This is a genomic window from Parvibaculum lavamentivorans DS-1 (assembly GCF_000017565.1).
Classification (GTDB): domain Bacteria; phylum Pseudomonadota; class Alphaproteobacteria; order Parvibaculales; family Parvibaculaceae; genus Parvibaculum; species Parvibaculum lavamentivorans.
In genome coordinates this window covers 1,081,440-1,099,755 of record NC_009719.1, presented here as the reverse complement: position 1 = coordinate 1,099,755, position 18,316 = coordinate 1,081,440, and the positions used below count along the sequence as shown (strand labels likewise).

Annotated in this window: 5 protein-coding genes; all 5 read right to left on the bottom strand. The window is 63.5% G+C overall.

The annotated features are described in order from the left end of the window. Positions 1-20: 20 nt before the first annotated feature. Positions 21-2,330: a nitric-oxide reductase large subunit gene (locus PLAV_RS05110; RefSeq protein ID WP_012109883.1), complete on the bottom strand. Its 2,310-nt coding sequence runs from the start codon at positions 2,328-2,330 to the stop codon at positions 21-23. A 975-nt stretch (positions 2,331-3,305) separates the two neighbouring features. Continuing rightward, positions 3,306-4,625, bottom strand: coding sequence for an HlyD family type I secretion periplasmic adaptor subunit (locus PLAV_RS05105; protein ID WP_012109882.1), 1,320 nt, complete (start codon positions 4,623-4,625; stop codon positions 3,306-3,308). Next, entirely contained in the window at positions 4,622-6,790 is a 2,169-nt protein-coding gene (locus PLAV_RS05100; RefSeq protein ID WP_012109881.1) for a type I secretion system permease/ATPase, read from the bottom strand. The genes PLAV_RS05105 and PLAV_RS05100 overlap by 4 nt, the downstream gene beginning before the upstream one ends. 9 nt (positions 6,791-6,799) lie before the next feature. Then, positions 6,800-16,777, bottom strand: coding sequence for an Ig-like domain-containing protein (locus tag PLAV_RS05095; RefSeq protein WP_012109880.1), 9,978 nt, complete (start codon positions 16,775-16,777; stop codon positions 6,800-6,802). A 76-nt stretch (positions 16,778-16,853) separates the two neighbouring features. Further along, a complete protein-coding gene (locus tag PLAV_RS05090) occupies positions 16,854-18,176 on the bottom strand; it encodes a TolC family protein (RefSeq protein WP_012109879.1) in 1,323 nt (440 codons plus the stop codon). Between the last annotated feature and the right edge of the window lie 140 nt (positions 18,177-18,316).

The following is an 18,316-nucleotide window of genomic DNA, read 5'->3' as shown; positions in this document are numbered from 1 at the left end:
CATTCCTGTTTTTCTCTGCCTCACTCCGCGCCGCCGGCCGGTTCCGCCTTCACCTTCGTGCGCGGCGTTTCCGGCACGGCTTCCTGGCCTTCCGGCTTCGGGAAGAGCCAGAGCCCCGCCACGAAGACCGCAAGCGCCAGCGCGCCGATCGAGAAGATCGTGTCGCCCGGCACCCGCATCCACACGAGCAGGTCCACCAGCGGCTGCTGCATGAACTCGGCCGAACGGGCATAGGCATAGCCATGCTCGAGCGAAGCGAAGAGCTGCAGCACGCCGAGCGGCAGAAGCGTGAGCAGCGCCATCAGCGCGAGGCCGATATTGAGGCACCAGAAGCTCGTCTTGAGCAGTCCCTCATGCCAGGCGAGATTGGGCTTCATGCCGCGCAGGCAGAACAGCACCAGGCCGATGCCGAGCATGCCATAGACGCCGAACAGCGCCGTGTGGCCATGCAGCGGCGTGAGATTGAGGCCTTGCATATAGTAAAGCGACAGCGGCGGGTTGATGAGGAAACCGAAGAGCCCGGCGCCGACGAGATTCCAGAACGAGACGGCAAGGAAGAACATCACCGGCCAGCGATAGCGCCGCATCCACGACGTCGCGCCGCTGAGCCGCCAGGTGTGGTAGGCCTCGAAGCCGATATAGGCGAGCGGCACCACTTCGAGCGCGGAAAAGCTGGCGCCGAGAGCCAGTACCGGCGTCGGCGAACCCGCGAAGTAGAGATGATGCAGCGTGCCGAGCACGCCTCCCGCCATGAAGACGATGGTCGCGAAGAGCACGGCGACCGTCGCGGTGCCGACCTGCAGCAGGCCGAGACGCGTGAACAGGAAGGCGATGACTGCCGTCGCGAAGACCTCGAAGAAGCCCTCGACCCAGAGATGCACCAGCCACCAGCGCCAGTATTCCACCATGGAGAGATGCGTGTGCTCGCCCCACATCAACGCCGCGGCGAAGAAGAGCCCGATGGCGACGGTGGAGAGGAAGAGCAGGCCGACGATCGAGCGCGATTCCGATTTCTGCATCAGCGTCGGCCAGAGCGCGCGCCCGACCAGCACCAGCCAGAGCATCAGACCGATGAACAGGAACCACTGCCAGAAGCGGCCCATATCGGCATATTCCCAGCCCTGATGACCGAACCAGAAATTGTTGTCGAGTCCCAGAATCTGCATCACCGCGAACCACTGGCCGGCAAAGGAGCCGACCACGATCACGAGCAGGCAGACCCACAGCACGTTGACGCCGAGCCGCTGGAAAGGCGGCTCGTAGCCGGAGATTGCCGGTCCGATATAGAGTCCGGTGCCGAGCCAGGCGACCGCGATCCACAGCACCGCAAGCTGCGTGTGCCATGTTCGTGTAATCGAATAGGGCAGTATCTCCGCCATCTCGTAGCCGTAAACGAGCTGGCCCTCGATCTGGTAATGCGCCGTCATCGCGCCGAGCAGGATCTGCACGAGGAAAAGCGCGAGCAGCACCCAGAAATATTTGGCCGTCGCCAGCATGGACGGCGTCGCCTTGAGGCTCCGCATCGGATCGAATTCCGGCATCCGGTAGCTCTCGTCGCGCTCATGCGTGACGGCATAGTGCCACCCGAGCAGCGCGATACCGGCGAGCAGGAAGAGCACGCTGAAGGCCGACCAGAGGAAGGTGCTGGGCGGCGGCCGGTTGTCCACGAGCGGCTCGCTCGGCCAGTTGTTGGTATAGGTGATGGTGTCGTTCGGCCGGTGCGTCACGGTCGCCCATGAGGTCCACCAGAAGAAGGCCGAGAGCACGCGCCGGTGTTCCGCATCCGGCACGGTGCCGTTTTTCATCGCATAGGCTTCGCGAAGTTCGGCCGTCGCCGGATCGTCGCCGAACAGGCTCTCGTAATGGCTGGACACTTCGCGGATCGCCGCCGCCCGCTCCGGGCTCAGCGTGATCGTGCGTGTTTCGGGATCGAAGGTGTTCGCTCTTACCTGACCGCGCAGCCGTCCCTGCAGCGCGGATTTCTGTTCCTCGTTCAGCGAGGCGAAATCATCGGCACCGAAATCCGCCCTTGCCCAGGCATCGAGCATCGCGGTCAGTTCGCGGTGCAGCCAGTCCGCGCTCCAGTCGGGCGCGACATAGCCGCCATGGCCCCAGATCGAGCCGAGTTGCATGCCGCCCATCGATTGCCAGACCTGCCGCCCTTTTTCGATCTCGGCGCGCGAATAGATCAGGCTGCCGTCCGACGCCACCACATTGTCCGGCATGGGCGGCGATTTCTCGTAGATCTGCGTACCGCTCCACAGGAGTACGCTGAACGACACCACAAGCAGGACCCCGAGCAGGGTCCAGAGTCTCTTCGTACTGCTCATGGCCGGCATCTCCTTTTGTTGTGGATCGGCCGTAAACCGGAGAGCGGAACGACATGGGCCCCGCACCCCCAGCTAATGCCGGTTCGTGCCGTTCAATTCGGATTGTCGTTGCTCTACACATCGGCAGGTACGCGGCGGCCTTGCACCGCCACCGGAGATGTGTCGTGGATTCCTGTCACGAGTGCAGGCCACCAGTTCCCTCCGCCCGGACTTTTCATCCGTGGTCTGGACGCTTTATGCGCCTCCCGTCGATGTTACCCATACAGGTGACGATTCGCCAACATATAAGATGCATGTTTGATGCATCTTATATGACAGCCCTTCCTCGCCTTCCACGCCGCGCACACAAGCCCTCCCGATCCTTCGCGGGCCGTCTTACATTTCGCTCACACGACTCTCTCAAGCATCTCCGCGGCCCGCGGAGCTTTGCCGGATTCAGAACAATCATCTTGAGACAGAGATTCGCAATGAAGGTGTCCAAACTGCCGCAGAAGACCCACAAGCCCTGAACATCTTCGTGCTTTCCGCGTGTGCCGTTTGAGGACGGGAATAAGAACGTCTTCGGAGAATTGGATCGAGATCTCACAACTGGAATAGTTGGGGCTACTTCGTGGTCAGACAGACTTTTTCATCTACAACTGCACACGCTGAGCACACGGCGGCGCCTAAGCTGTTGAGATAAAAGGCAACTCGTTCAAATCCATCATGGGGGCGATGGAGATTTTATTTGTCAGTGTATTCAACAGTTTACACGGCCATGGGAAGTGTCAGGAGACCCAGTTTACGCTGTTGTACCCCCCGATGCCCGTGCTGTGCACATAAAAATCCGGATCGGCCGGACCAAGCGTGACTGCCGCCGGCAATGCCATGCCGATTTTCGCGCTCCACGGTGAGCATCTCGATAATCGGTGGAGCGCCGGAAGGCGGCGGACCTCATGATAACGAGATCATGCATCGACGGTCTGTGACCCGATGTCAGCGTTCCTGCAGGGCACGTTCCTTGAGCTTCAGAACTGGCTTCAGGAGATAGCCGAGGATCGTGCGGTCGCCCGTGATGACGCTGACCTGCGAGATCATGCCCGGAATGATGGGAAGTTCCGCCTGACGGTCTTCGAGCGCGGCGTGGTCGACACTGACCGTGACGGGGAAGTAATGAGCACCCTCCTGGGTCATCTGCGTATCGGCGCCGACGCGCTCGACGCGGCCGGGCAACGCGCCATAGACGGAGAAGTCATAGGCGGTGATGCGCACCTTCGCTTCCTGACCGGCATGGATGAAGGCGATGTCGGCTGGTGCCATGCGGGCCTCGATGAAGAGTGTGTCGTCGAGGGGCACGATTTCCATGATGGTACCGCCGGGTTCTATGACGGCGCCCGATGTGAGCGTCGCGACGCGCTTCACGATGCCATTGGCGGGCGCGCGCACGTCGCGGCGGCCGACACGGTCGCGATGGGCAATGAGGCGCTGCGACAGGGCGGCGACTTCGGCATTGGCGCGGCCAAGTTGTTCACGGGCCTCACTGACGAAGGTGGAGCGGCGCTCGGCGATACGCGAGGCAAGCTCCTGCAGTTCGATCTCGGCGGCCCTGATGTCGCCGCGCGCCTTCGACAGTGCTTCGTCGGTTTCAGCGAGCATGCGTTCGAGCTTCAGTTTCTCGACGACGGACATGAGCCCGTCACGGACCTGACGCGAAACGAGACTGTGCTCCGCGGCGAGCGAGCGCCGCTTGTCTTCGAGATGGCCGATCCGCTCCGTCGCTTCCATGATGGTTTCGCGGGCCTGTTCCTCCTGACGCTCGAAAACGGCGACGGCATCGGTAAGGCCTGACATACGGCTTTCATAGAGTGAGGTTTCGGCGGCGATAAGGGCGGCGCTTTCCTCGGCGTCGAGCAGATCCACCGGGAAGGCGAGCGGCGCGCCGGACGCTTCCGCTGAAAGACGCGCGGCGGAGGCCTGCATGGCGCGGAAGGTACTCAGATCCTCGCGGTAGGAGGAGAGAGCGCCTGTATTGTCGATCTGAGCGACGACATCGCCTTCCGAGACGCGATCGCCTTCGCGGACCAGTACCTTGCGAAGAATGCCGCCTTCGAGGTTCTGCACGACCTGAATGTGGCTCGAGGGAACGACCGCGCCCTCGCCGCTCGCGGTGACGTCGATATGGGCGAAGGCGGACCAGAGAAGCAGAAAGAAGAAGAGCCCGGCGACGACGCCGAGCAGCGTGAGCACGGCCTGTTTCGGCCCGCGTACGGGATCGAGGATCGCGGGGGCGGCATTCATGAGGAGGCGGGTGCTCATTCCTTTACTCCTCCGGTAACGAGGTTGAGCGCGCTGCGCGGCTCCTTGCCGGTGAGGGCGGCGAGGACCTTGTCGCGCGGGCCGTCCATCGCGACGCGGCCACGATCCAGCACGACGACGCGCGAGACAAGCGGCAGGAGCGCGGGCTTGTGCGTGACAATGACAGTGGTGAGGCCGGCCCGCTCACGGGCGAGACCGGCGATGACGCGCTGTTCGGTCGTGTTGTCCATGGCCGAAGTCGGCTCATCGAGCAGCAGCACGGGCGGGCGGGCGGCGATGGCGCGGGCGAGCGAGACAGCCTGCCGCTCACCGCCCGAGAGCCGCGCCCCACCCTCGCCCACCTGCGTCTGCAGACCGAGCACGGAACGAGAGAGAAGCTCGTCAAGCCCGGCGGCGCGGATGACCTCCAGCAGACGTTCGTCACCGAGGCCCGGATGGGCGGCGAGGATGTTGTCGCGAATGGTGCCGTGAAAGAGGACGGCTTCCTGACCGGCATAGCCGACGGCCGTGCGGAGCGCGGCGGGGTGTATCTGGCGAACGTCCACGCCATCGAGGAGGACGTGACCGGCATCCGGCGCGTTCAAGTTGAGCGCGAGGCGGAGCGCGGTGCTCTTGCCGGAGCCGACACGGCCGAGAATGGCGACGCTGGTGCCTGCCGCGATGTCGATGCTTATGCCGTCCAATGCGGTGACGGGCGGCACGTCCTCTCCCGGCGAGGGATAAGAGAAACGCACGTCGCGAAAAGAGAGAGCGCCCTTCGCCGCGACCTTCTGGATCTGGCCGGGTGTTTCCTCGACGGGGGCTTGCATGAACTTGTCGAGACCGCCGACCGCTAGTTTCGTCTGCTGCCAGCGCGCCATCAGGTTCGCGATCTGGGCGAAAGGCGAAATGGCGCGGCCGGAGAGAATGACGGCGGCGATGAGCGCGCCCGAGGTGATGTTGCCCGCGCCAACCAGCACCGCGCCGACGACGACCGTAAATATGGTGACGAAGCTCGCGACACCCGCCGTTATCGAGCCCGACAGGCTCGACCATTGCCGCGAGACGATGGCGGTCTCGCCGGTCTGCGCGATCAGGGCTTCCCAGTGGCGGCGCGCCCAGCTTTGCGCATTGATGGCCTTGATGGTGTCGATACCGGCCATGGTTTCGTGAAGGAAGGCGGATTTGTGCGCGGCTTCGCGATGTGCGCGGGCGACGGCGCGGCCTATCGGCTTTTGCAGCAGGAAGCCGGTGGCGACGATGAGAGCGATACCCGCCACGGGCACGAGGACGATCCAGCCGCCGACCCACCAGATGATGGCGAGGAAGAGGAAGACGAAGGGGACGTCGCCGAGACCTACCAGCGTGGCGGAAGTGAAGAAGTCGCGCACGGTCTCGAATTCGCGGACCGTATTGGCGAGCGTGCCCGCGCTTTGCGGACGCGCGGTGCCGCGAAGGGCGAGGAGCTGGCGGAACAGGCGCGCGCCGACTGTCACGTCGAAGCGGCGGCCCGCGACATCGACGAGATAGCCGCGGATCACGCGCATCGCAATGTCCGTCAGGATGACGACCGAAATGCCGATGGCGAGCACAACGAGGCTCGACATGGCATTGTTCGGGATCACGCGGTCATAGACCGCCATGGTGAAGAGCGAGATCGCGATGGCGGCGAGATTGACGAAGAGACCGGCGAGAATGGCGAAGCCGTAGAGCCGCCGGTTTGCGAGGAGCGTTCCCTTGAACCAGTCCTTCTCCGGTTCGACATCAAGGAGAAGGCTGCGCTGGTCGAAATAGAAGGCGGGGCGGAGCTGCCAGACGGCGGCGTCCGCATCCAGTTCATGATCGGGGAGCCAGAAAGCCTCGCCATCGCCCTGAGACGCCATGAAGCCGGAGCCCCGACGGACGAGAAGCGCGACCGCGCCGTCAACCACCGAGACGGCGAGCGCGGGCATCTGTGTGCGCGAAAGCTGCTGGGCGGGAACGCCCGCTTCGGCCGCGAGGATTTCCGCGCGGGACGAGACCTCGGCAACATAAGGCGAAGCAAGACGCCCGCCCTTGAGCGGCAGACCCGCGAGCAGCGCATCCCTTTCCGCACTCTTGCCGAAATAGCGCAGCGCCGCCTCGAGCGCGGGAAGGTAGTCCACCTCCCCTGTCTCCAGTCTCCTGTCCTGTGTTGCGCCCGTCATGAGGTTTCCTCAGACGACCGCTGACAGGGTGCCGGTCTCGCTTGCCGGATCCTGCGCATAGAGTTGGGAAGTGCCGCTATCAAAGTAGGCAAAGTAGCCGCCTTCTTCGCCCTGGCCTCCCGCGCCGCCTGTATCGCCGCCCGGCAGGCCCGAAATCTCACCCGACATGTCAAGCAAGCTTGATGCGTCAAACGTAGAGCCCATGGACATCATGAAGACTTCGTCGCGCCCGGCCACCTCAATCGAAACGGTCGCGGAGCTGCCGCCGGCGAGCGTGTAGGTAAAGCTGTCGGTTGCAGTTTGGCCGTCGGCAAGTGCCTGGATGGAAGCTGCCGCCGTCGGATCGTAGACGATCTCTCCGGTGCCCGCGTCGTAGGTCAGACTTGCGCCCATCGTGCTTGTGGCGGAAACGGAAGAAATGCTCGCACGATCGCCGTCATTCTGCAGGAGGATGCTTCCGGCAAAGGTATAGGCCGCATCCTCATTCACGTCGTCGGCGTAGCTATGGCCGTAGCCGCCAATTTCCGCCATTGCACTGGCGGAGAAGTAAGTGTCGTAGTAGAGGGAATCGTTCCATTGGGCCGAGGAATTCCGGATCAGATAGTCCTCGTCCGCACCAATCCCGTCCGTGACGCTCGGCTGACCGGGCGCCCAGTTGCTATAGGCCCCGGCGACCGCGCTTCCGGAAGAGTCGCCAGACCAGAACGCGGTTCCTGCTTCGGGACCGGTTTGCCACATCCAGTTGCCCTCGGTGGCAACATCGGTAGCGCCCAACCACAGACGGCCGGAATGGATCGTCGTGACGAAGGCATTTTCCTCCGCACTCGTGATCGTGAGAAGATAGCTTTCTCCAGGCAGCGCGGCAGCGGCGCTGCTCTGAGCATCCGCCCAGTAGTTCTCCCCACCAACCAGAGAGTAGGCGTGGCCGTTGCCTTCGAAGACGGTCCATCCGTCGGGCACGGAGCCGATCGTATCGTCCGAGGCCAGAACCGGCGGAACGGTCTGGACGGTGATATCGAGTGCGGCAGAGGCCACGCTTTCGTTCGCCGCGCCATCGACGGCCGTCACGGTGAAGCTGTGCTCGCCATCGGGAAGAGCCTCTGTCACGAAGAGCCAGGTTTCGCCAGTCATCGGCACGGTGCCGAGCAGCACACCGTTGTCGTAGACATTGACGAAGGTCGCCGCCGGACGCGTTCCCGAAAGGGTGATCGTGTTGTCGTCGGTAATGCCGTCACCAACAGTGCCGGTGTCGCTGCCCCAGCTGTCGATGGTGGGCGCGGCCGGAGCCGTGGTATCCACCCAGACAATCTGCGTGTTGGAGAAAGCACTGAGGTTGCCCGCGTCGTCGACCGCACGCGCGGTGATTGAATGATACCCCTCGGGCAGCACGGAAGTGGTGACCGTCCAGTTGCCGCTGCCATCCGCTGTGGTGGTGCCGATCTCGCTGCCTGCGAGATAAACGCGGATGGTCTCGCCTGCGCCCGCCGTACCGGTGAGAGCCGGTGTGGTGTCGGAGGTCTGGTTGTTGGCAATGCCGGTATCGTCAGTGAAGCCGGTGATGACCGGCGCGGCGGGAGCAATATTGTCGAGTTCAATAATGTTCGTGACCGTGCCGGACTCATTGCCAGCGCGGTCGACCGCATAGGCCTCGACCGTGATCTCGCCGCTCTGGAGGCCGGAGATGTTGGCACCGCTGAGAATCCAGGAAGTGCCGTTGACGGTAGCCGTGCCGGTGACCGTGCCTCCGAGTTCATCCGTGAAAGTTATGTGGACGGTATGTCCGCCTATCGAAGTGCCGGAGACGTTGAAATAGTTGTCTTCCGATCCATTCACAACATTGTCAGAGGCTATCGGCGTCGTGATCGTGATCGCCGGGGGCGCGGTGTCGACGACCACATACATGGCGCCGGTCTGGGCGCTCTGATTGCCAGCCTCGTCTTCCGCACGCACCGTCACACTGTGATAGCCGTCGGCAAGCGTTCCGGTCGTGAAGGACCAGGCGCCATTGGCATCGGCGACCGTGGTGCCGACCGAACCGCCATTGATGAACACACGCACCGTCGTACCCACTTCCGCGGTGCCGGTGATAGTGGGCGTGGTGTCGGTCGTCTGCTTGTCGGTGGTGGAAAAGCCTGTGTCGTCGGAGATAGCGGTGATAACGGGTACGGGGGGTGCTGTGTCGTCGATCGTGACCGTAAGGATGCCGGACTCGGCCGATTCATTGCCCGCGTAGTCGTAGCCGATGGCGGTAAACTCGTGTGCGCCCTCGGACAGGGATTCGGTGTAGAAAATCCAGGAGGTGCCATTGACGGTCACCTCACCGACTTCAACGCCGTTATCGTAAATGACGACAGTGCGCGTTCCGGCCTCCGCCGTGCCGGTGACGGAGATGAAGTTGTTGGTCGTGACGCCGTCACCCTGCGTGCCGGAATCGGGAGAGAAGCCGGTGATGACCGGGGCCGCAGGCGCGACCGTATCGATGCCTATGGTGATCGAGTTGGACGGCGCGCTCATGTTGCCCGCGGCATCGACGGCGCGGGCTTCATAGGCAGCATAGCCGTCGGCGATCGGGCCGGTCGTCACCGACCAGTCGCCATTGCCATCCGCCTCCGTCGTCGCGATGAGCCCGCCGCCACGGAAGATGTTGATTGTGACATTCGCGTCGGCTGTGCCTGCGAATGTGAGCGTATTGTCCGAAGTCAGGTTGTCAGAGGACGAGTAGCCGATGTCGTCGGAAAAACCGGCGATGAAGGGGGCGGCCGGTGCGACGGTGTCGACGGTGACGGAGAACGCTGCCGAGTGGCCGCTCGGACCGTAGCCGCCGGGCGCGGTGGCTACGGCGGTGAAATCATGATCGCCTTCCGCAAGCGTGCCCGTCAGAAAGTGCCAATTGCCGGCGCCGTCAGCCGTGACGGTGCCGAGCGAGACGCCGCCGTCGAAGATCTCCACCGAGGCGCCGTTCACGGTCGTTCCATAGAGATCAAGTGTATTGTCTCTTGTAATGCCGTCTCCGGTCACGCCGGTGTCGTTCGAATAGAGCGTGATGGCGGGTGTGGCGGTCGCGGGCACCGGACCGCTGGAGATGGTGAGGTCGAGGGCGGCGGATTCATCGCTCACATTGCCAGCATCGTCGCTGACGCGCGCTGTGAAGCTGTAGCTCGCTTCTGCGAGTTCCTCCGTGGTGAAGGACCAGTTGCCCGACCCGTCCGCCGTCACCGTACCGAGCGAAATGCCGCCTTCGAAGATCTCGACCGTACTGTTGGCAGCGGCCGTGCCCGAAAGTGTCGGCGTCGTATCCGAGGTAGTGCCGTCGCCCATGGGGAGGGTGTCGTCACTGAAGCCCGTGATGACAGGCGCGGCAGGCGGGGTCGTGTCGATGATGACAAGCTGCGTGCCGCTATAGTTGCTTTCGCGACCTGCGGCGTCCGTTGCCTTGACGGTAAAGACATGAACGCCCTCACCAAGTTCGGGCGTTGTGTAGGACCAGTTGCCGCCACCATCCACGACGGCCGTGCCGAGCACGGTGGAGCCATCGCGGATGGTGACGGTTGTGCCCGCTTCGGCCGTGCCGGAAAGCGTCGGTGTCGTGTCGGAGGTGCGGAAATCTCCCGGCGTGCCGGTGTCGTCGCTTATCGAGGCGATGACGGGGACGGGGGGCGGCGTGAGATCGACGGTGAACTCCACCTCGTTGCTCTCACCGCTTTCATTGCCGGCAAAGTCGCGTGCTGCGGCTGTAAATGTGTGCGTACCTTCGAGGAGCGCCGAGGCAAGGAAGGTCCATGAGCCGCCGTTCACCGAGGCGGTGCCGATCTGTTCGCCATCCCGGTAGACGACAATAGTGTTCGTGCCCGGCTCGGCGGTGCCCGATAGATAGGTCCAGTTGAAAGAACTGATGCCGTCATCGGTGGCGGCACCATTATCATTGGTAAAGCCGGTGATGGCGGGCGCGGCAGGCGCTACCGTATCGATGTTGATAGCGTAGTTAGCGGACTGGATGCTCTGATTACCCGCCGCGTCCACCGCGCGGGCATAGAAATAATGGAAACCGTCAGCAACCACGCCGGTCGCCGCCGACCAGTCACCGTTCTCATCGGCCACGCCGGTCGCAACGATGGTCTGGCCGAGATAGACATTCACAGTCTCGCCCGCTCCGGCGGTTCCGGTGAAGAGCAACGTGTTGTCGGAGGTCTGGTAATCCGGATTGCCGGTATCGTCACTATAGCCGGTGATGACAGGGGCGTCCGGGCGCGTCGCGTCGATGGTGACTTCGAACGCCGCGGTCTCGGCGCTGTAGTTGCCTGCGCCGTCTCGCGCGGCGGCGGTGAAGCTGTGGCCGCCGTCCACCAATGTTGCCGTGGTGAAAGACCATGTGCCGCCACCGGTAACCTGCGCCGTGCCAAGCTCGACGCCGCCGTCATAGATGACGATTGTAGACCCTGCGGCACCCGTACCGCTCAGCGTGAGCGTCGTGTCGTTGGTGAGACTGTCGCCCTGGAGGCCACTGTCGCTGGAGAAGGAAACAATCGCCGGGGTTGCGGGCGCTGTGGTGTCGATATTGAGGTAAAGGGCGTTCGACCAGCCGCTGGCATTGCCCGCTGCATCGAAGGCGCGCGCATCATAGGTCGCATAACCTTCGGGCAATTCGCCCGTGGTGATTGTCCAGTTGCCGTCGCCGTCCGCCGTGGCCGATCCGACGACGCTGCCGCCGCGGAATAGCTGGACGGTGGCGTCCGCTTCCGCCGTGCCGGTGAAGGTGAGGGTTGTGTCGGAGGTCGAACCCGTCTGCGTTCCCGTGTCGTCCGAAAAGCCGGAGATGACAGGCGCCGCGGGCACTTCGTTGTCGAGCAGGATTTCGTGCGTGGCCGTATCGGACTGGTTGCCCGCCTGATCGACCGCATAGGCTTCGATGGTGATAGCGCCGTTATCGAGAGCGGAAATATCCGCGCCCGTCAGCGTCCATGAACCATTGCCGGCAACCGAGGCGGTCCCTGAAGCCGTTGCGCCGGAGCCGTCGCGGAAAGTGACGAAGATCTGCTGGCCGCCCGGCGCCGAACCGGAGACGGTGAGCGAACCGTCAGTCAAGGCGCCGACGATGTTGTCGCCGTCGACCGGATCGGAGATCGTGACCAGGGGAGCCGTGGTGTCGACCGTCACGGTGAACTGCTCCGAGTGAGTGCTCACGCTGCTTGAGGGAGCTGTCGCACGTGCACGGAAGATGTGGCTTCCATCCGCCAGTTCCGCTGTCGTGAAGGACCAGTTGCCGGAGCCGTCCGCGATCGTGGTGCCGAGCGAGACACCGCCGCGGAAGACTTCAACAGTGGCGTTCGCGGCGCTTGTACCCTCGATGGTGAGCGTCGCGTCGTTTGTGAGACTATCGCCTTGCGTGCCGCTGTCGCCGGAGAAGCCGGTGATGAGCGGCGCTGGCGTGACAGGGATCGAGACCGTCACGTCAAGGCTGTCGCTCATGGGCGAAACGTTGCCCGCGACGTCGACCGCACGAGCCGTGAAGATGTATTCGCCCTGACTGAGCGTTCCGGTATCGTAGCTCCAGTCGCCGTTTCCATCGGCGGTCACGGTGCCGAGGAACGAGCCCTGGTTGAAGATGCTGATCGTGGCGTTTTCTTCCGACGTGCCGATGATCGTCAGGGTCGTATCGGCGGTCACGCCGTCGCCGACGCCGCCGGTATCGTCCGAGAAGCCGGTTATGACGGGTGCATCGGGATTTTCGGTGTCGATTATGACGGTCAGCGGATCCGTCTGATCGCTTTCGTTGCCGACATAATCTCGCGCGGCGGCAGTGAAGCTGTGGTCACCATCCGCCAGATCGCCGGTGTGGAAGGTCCACGCGCCGGCATTCACGACGACCGTTCCGATTTCGACGCCGTTGTCGTAAATGACGATCCGCATGGCGCCGGCGGGCGCGGTTCCCGTCAGAGTCAGGTTTCCATCCGCCGTGATACCGTCGTCCGGGACGCCCGTGTCGAGCGAATAGCTGTCAAGCGTGGGCGCATCAGGGGCGATGGTGTCGATGTTGATGGCGATCCCGCTCGACACGCCGCTCGCATTGCCGACGTCATCCACAGCGCGTGCGTAGAAAGTCGAAGTACCATCTGCAAGTGCCTCTGTCGTTGCCGTCCAGTTGCCGTCGCCATCGGCGATGCCTGTAGCCACGACCGTCATGCCGACATAAACGTTGACGGTGGCGCCCGCTTCCGCCGTGCCGGTGAAGGTCAGCGTGTTGTCGGCGGTCTGATTGTCGCCGTCGAAGCCGGTATCGTCGGAAAAATCGACGATGACCGGAGCGGCGGGGCCGGTATTGTCGAGCGTTACGGTGGCTGTCGTCGTGCCGGACTGGTTGCCCGCCTGATCGACAGAATAGACTTCGACCGCAATGTTGCCATTCTGGAGGCCGGAGATGTCGACACCAGACAGCGTCCAGTTGCCGCCGCCCGTGACGAGGGCGTAGCCGCCATCCACGGTAGCGCCGCTTTCATCGCGAAAGGTGACATAGACACGCTGCGCGCCCGAAGCTGTGCCGGACACCGAAACCGATCCGTCCTCGGCGGCGTTGACGACGTTGTCGGTCGCGATCGGCGTCGTGATGAGGACGGCATGCGCCGTGGTGTCGATGGTGAGGCCGAGGCTGGCGGAGGGGCTGAGATTGCCGGCTGCGTCTACCGTCCGCACGGTGAGACTGTGACCGCCTTCCACGAGTTCCGGTGTCGTGAAGCTCCAGTTGCCGTCGCCGTCGACCTCGGCGGTGCCGAGCAAGACCGCTCCGTCGCGGATCTGGACGGTGGCGCCGGCTTCCGCCGTGCCCGTGAGCGTTGGCGTGGTGTCGTTGGTGCGGGCGTCACCCGCCGCGCCGCTATCGTCGGTAAAGCCGGTGATGACGGGCGCCGCCGGTGCTGCCGTGTCGTGCCCGATTGTCTCCGTCACCGTGCCTGAGTTGTTGCCCGCCTGATCGACCGCATAGGCTTCTACCGTTATATCGCCATCGGCAAGGGCGGAGATGTCCACGCCCGGCAGCGTCCAGTTGCCCCCGACGACGATGGCCTCTCCTGTGGCGGTGGCGCCATCCTCGTCAGTGAAGGTCACATAGACGCGCTGGCCGCCCGGCGCCGTGCCGGAAAGCGAGACGGAGTTGTCTTCACTTGCATTGACAATACCGTCACCCGAAATCGGCATCGTGATCGTCAGCCCGGGAGGCACGGTGTCCACGGTGACGATGTAGCTACTGGAACTCGTGCTCCTGTTGCCTGCCTCATCGACGGCGACCACGCTGAAATAGTGAGAGCCATCGGCGAGCTCTTCGGTGGTGAAGCTCCATGCGCCCGCGCCATCGGCGATAACAGTGCCGAGCGACGTGACGCCGATGAAAATCTCGACTGTCACACCTGCCGTCGCGGTGCCGGTCAATGTAACCGTGTTGTCGGAAGTCCGGCCGTCGCCCTGGTTGCCGGTGTCCTCCGAGAAGCCGGTGATGAGGGGACTCGCGGGCGCCACGCTGTCATGCGCGATGGCGACCTCGACTGTATCCGACCTGTTGCCTGCCTGATCTTCCGCATAAACCTCAAGGACAATCGCGCCTTCGTCGAGACCGGAAATATCGGCGTTCAGGGTCCAGCTTCCGGCGCCGTCAACGAGCGCGGATCCCGTCGCCGTAGCGCCGCTGCCGTCGGTAAAGGTGAGGTAGACGCGCTGACCGCCCGCCGAAGTGCCGGAGATGACAAAGTACCCGTCCTCGGCGGCATTGACGATTCCGTCGCCGGCAATCGGCGTCGTTACAGTGACCGTGGGGGCGGTCGTGTCGATGCTGAGATTGAGCGGTGCGGAAACCGCGCCCTTGTTACCCGCCTCGTCGGTAGTGCGCGCCGTCAGCGTGTGGGTGCCCTCCGCGAGCGTGCCGGTTGTGAAAGTCCAGTTGCCCGCGCCATCGGCGATGGCGGTGCCGAGCGAGGTCTGTCCGTCGAAAATTTCGACGGTAGTTCCAGCTTCCGCCGTACCTGTGAGCGTCGGCGTCGTGTCATAGGTGAGGTTGTCGCCGGGAAAGCCCGTATTATCGGTGAAGCCGGTGATGACGGGCGCCGTCGGCAAACCGCTGTCGAAAATGACGGTTTCGGTCGTCGTGCCGGATTGGTTGCCCGCGCGGTCGACGGCATAGGCTTCAATTGAAACCTCGCCGTTCTGCAGACCGGAGATATCCGCGTCCGAAAGCGTCCAGTTGCCCAGGCCGTCAACAAAGGCGCTGCCCGTGACGGTTGTGCCCCCGGCGTCGCGGAAGGTGACGAAGACCTGCTGCCCCCCCGCCGCTGTGCCCGAGACGGATAACGAACCGCCTTCAGACGCATTGACGAGGCCGTCGCCCGAAACCGGCGTCGCGATTGAAATGGCGGGCGGCGTTACATCCACCACGACGTCAAAATTTTCGGAGCGTTCGCCAATATTTCCTGCGGCATCGGTTGCGGTTGCCGTGAACTGGTGCCCACCTTCGGAAAGCTCGGCGGTATCGAAACTCCAGTTGCCGACGCCATCGGCGATGGCGGTGCCGAGTACGTGCGGACCGTCGAAGATGGTAACGGTGGTGCCCGCATCCGCCGTACCCGTCAGGGTGAGCGTCGTATCGGAGGTGACGCCATCATCCGCGATGCCGGTGTCTCCGGAGAAGCCCGCAATGACGGGAGCCGATGGGCCGGACGTGTCTATTTCAACGGAGAAGGCCGCAGAAACGTTACCCGTGTTGCCGGCGGCGTCCGTCGCGATTGCAGTGAATTCATGCTGGCCTTCGCCAAGTTCGCCGGTTGCAAAGCTCCACGCACCCGCACCATCGGCGAGCGCGGTGCCAAGTTCCGTATCGCCATCGAAGATGATGATAGCGGCGCCGGCTTCCGCCGTACCTGTCAGGGTGAGAATGGTATCGGAGGTAATGCTGTCGCCTTGCGTTCCAGTATCGTCCGAGAAGCCGGAGATGACCGGCGCGCCGGGTGCTTCGGTATCGACTTCCACGGTAAAGACGGCTGAAGCGCCGCCGGTGTTTCCGGCAAGGTCCGTCGCGGATGCGGTAAAGTCATGCTCGCCGTCTTCGAGTTCGCCGGTTGTGAAACTCCACAAGCCCACCCCATCGGCAATTGCTGTGCCGAGCGATACTGCGCCATCGAAAATTTCGATCGTCGCGCCCGCTTCGGCGGTGCCCGTCAATGTGAGCGTGGTGTCGGAGGTGATGCTGTCGCCGATTGTGCCGGTATCGGCGGCATAACCGGAGATCACCGGCGCTCCGGGCGCCACGGTGTCGACCGTCACCGTCAGAGGCGCGGAGATTTGCCCGGTGCCGCCCGCGTTGGTGGCCGTCGCTGTAAATTCATGGGTGCCATCGCCGAGCGCGGCGGTATCGAAAGTCCAGGTGCCGCCGGGATCCGCGGTTACCGTGCCGAGTTCCGTGTCCCCGTCGAAAAGCGTGACGGTCGCGCCTGCTTCGGCGGTGCCCGATAAAGTGAGCGTGGTGTCGGATGTGACGCCATCGCCGGGCAAGCCGGTATCGTGCGACCAGGACGATATGACCGGCGCAGCAGGCGCTGTCATGGTGCCGCTATCGTTCGAGCTATCGAGAGGCGGCGGAAGGTCGTCACTCCCTTCCCGCAGACCTTGTCCGTATATGCCGGGACCGGACTCCGCGTTCCGCGAGCCTGCATCAGGTGTGTCGAGCCAACCGAAGAGACGGAGAAACGCCCCCGGCAAGGGGCCAACGATCCCGCTTTCGGCGATGGCGGCCGTCTCCGCGAAGAAGTCCGCGCCGAGGCCGGCAATTCTTATGGCTCCGTCCGGGCTCGTGAGGACGAGTTCGCCGCCCTCGACCCGCAGATCGTCCACGCCTTCAAGCGACACGATTTCCACGGTCATGCCGCCCGGCACGGTGAAATTCGAACCTGCCTCGATCGTCACGAGTTCCGATACGCCGTCGGGACCAGTCAGTTGCAGGACGATCTTCATGACTCAATACTCCACTTGAAACAGTGCGAATGCCGGAGAGGCAAACCGAAGTGGGGGGCGCGGCGGAACGGGTTATTCACCTTCCGCCGGAGGCGAGAGCGCCGAGCTCACCCATGGCGGCAACGACGCCATAGGCAGAGCGCAACTTTGCGAAACGTGCTTCGAGTTCGGTGCGAGTGGCCGCACGTTCCTCGTTGAGCACGAAGAACAGATCGAGAAGGTCGCGCTGACCGCCGACGAACTGCGCATCGTAGACGCGGACGAGTTCGCTCGCCGCCACCTGTCGGCGGACAAGGACGGTGTGCGTATCCTTGCTGGAGCGATAGTTTTCAAGCGCCTCGAGGACACCGAGGCGCACTTCGCGGGCGACATCGTGGATGCGGATGGCGGCGGCCTGTTCGCGATAGTTTGCGGCGCTGACATCGTAAAAGTCGCGACCACCGGTCGCGAAGCGATAGGTAAGGCGCAGGCCGACATAATAGTCGTCGTCCGGGCCGGAGACGCCTTCGATGTTGCGGCCGTTGCGCGCCTTGACCTCGGCATCGAGCTGCGGGAAGAGGTCGGCGCGAGCTGCGGCACGCGTACCGTCCGCTGCCTCAGCGCGGGCGCGGGCGGCGGCGAGCGCGGGATGCGCGGCCGTCGCCTCGGCAATAGCGGCGTCCGCCGTCAGGGTTATGACCTCGAGCGGCTCCGACGGCTGTTCGAGCGCGACCGGCTCCTCGCCGATCAGTTCGCGGTAGCGGGTCTCAGCAAGCGCCAGTTCGCGCTCGGCATTGAGAACGAGATAGCGGGCCTCTTCCGTCTGGCTGCTGCCGACCACGGTGAGCGAGCGCAGGCCCGGATCGGCCTCGGCGCGGCGCTCAATACGGCTTGCGATGCTTCGTGCGCGCTCCTCATGGCTTTTCAGGAGCGCGAGACGTTCGCGAAGCTCCAGAACGCCGAGAAAAGCATAGGCGGCGTCCAGCGCAACATCATTGAGCTTTACCTGTGCGGTCAGTTCTTCCGCCTGCGCATCCGACTTGGCGGCAAAGACGCGGGAGGGCGTGCCAAGACCATCGAAAATCGGCTGGGTGAGCGTCAGGGAATATTCTTCCGCCGTCATCGTGCGTTCAAAGGTCGGCCGATCTGTCTTTTCCCGCCGTACGGAGCCGTCGAGCGATATCGTGGGGAAGTAGCCGGAGCGCGCAGCGCCAACCTCCCGCTCCGCCGCTTCGGCTTCGAATTGCGCTGCCTGCGCGCCCGGATGGTCGCGCATCGCGCGCGACATGGCATCCTCGATCGTCAGCGCATCGGCCCCGGAAACTTCGACCAACAGGACGGCAATCAACGCAGCCGCCGCCAAACGGGAGGACCCCGCGCTCCGCCCGAGAGGGCAGCAATCGCCCTTGTTCTTAGCCATCCGACCCCCCAAAAGCCGCAACCCGATCCAATTGGGGTGTATCCAAATGGGAATTGAACCAAAAAACAATGAGTTTTACTTAAAATACTTAATATAACGCCGTTTATTTATCTGATGAATTTCGATATATTCGGATAATG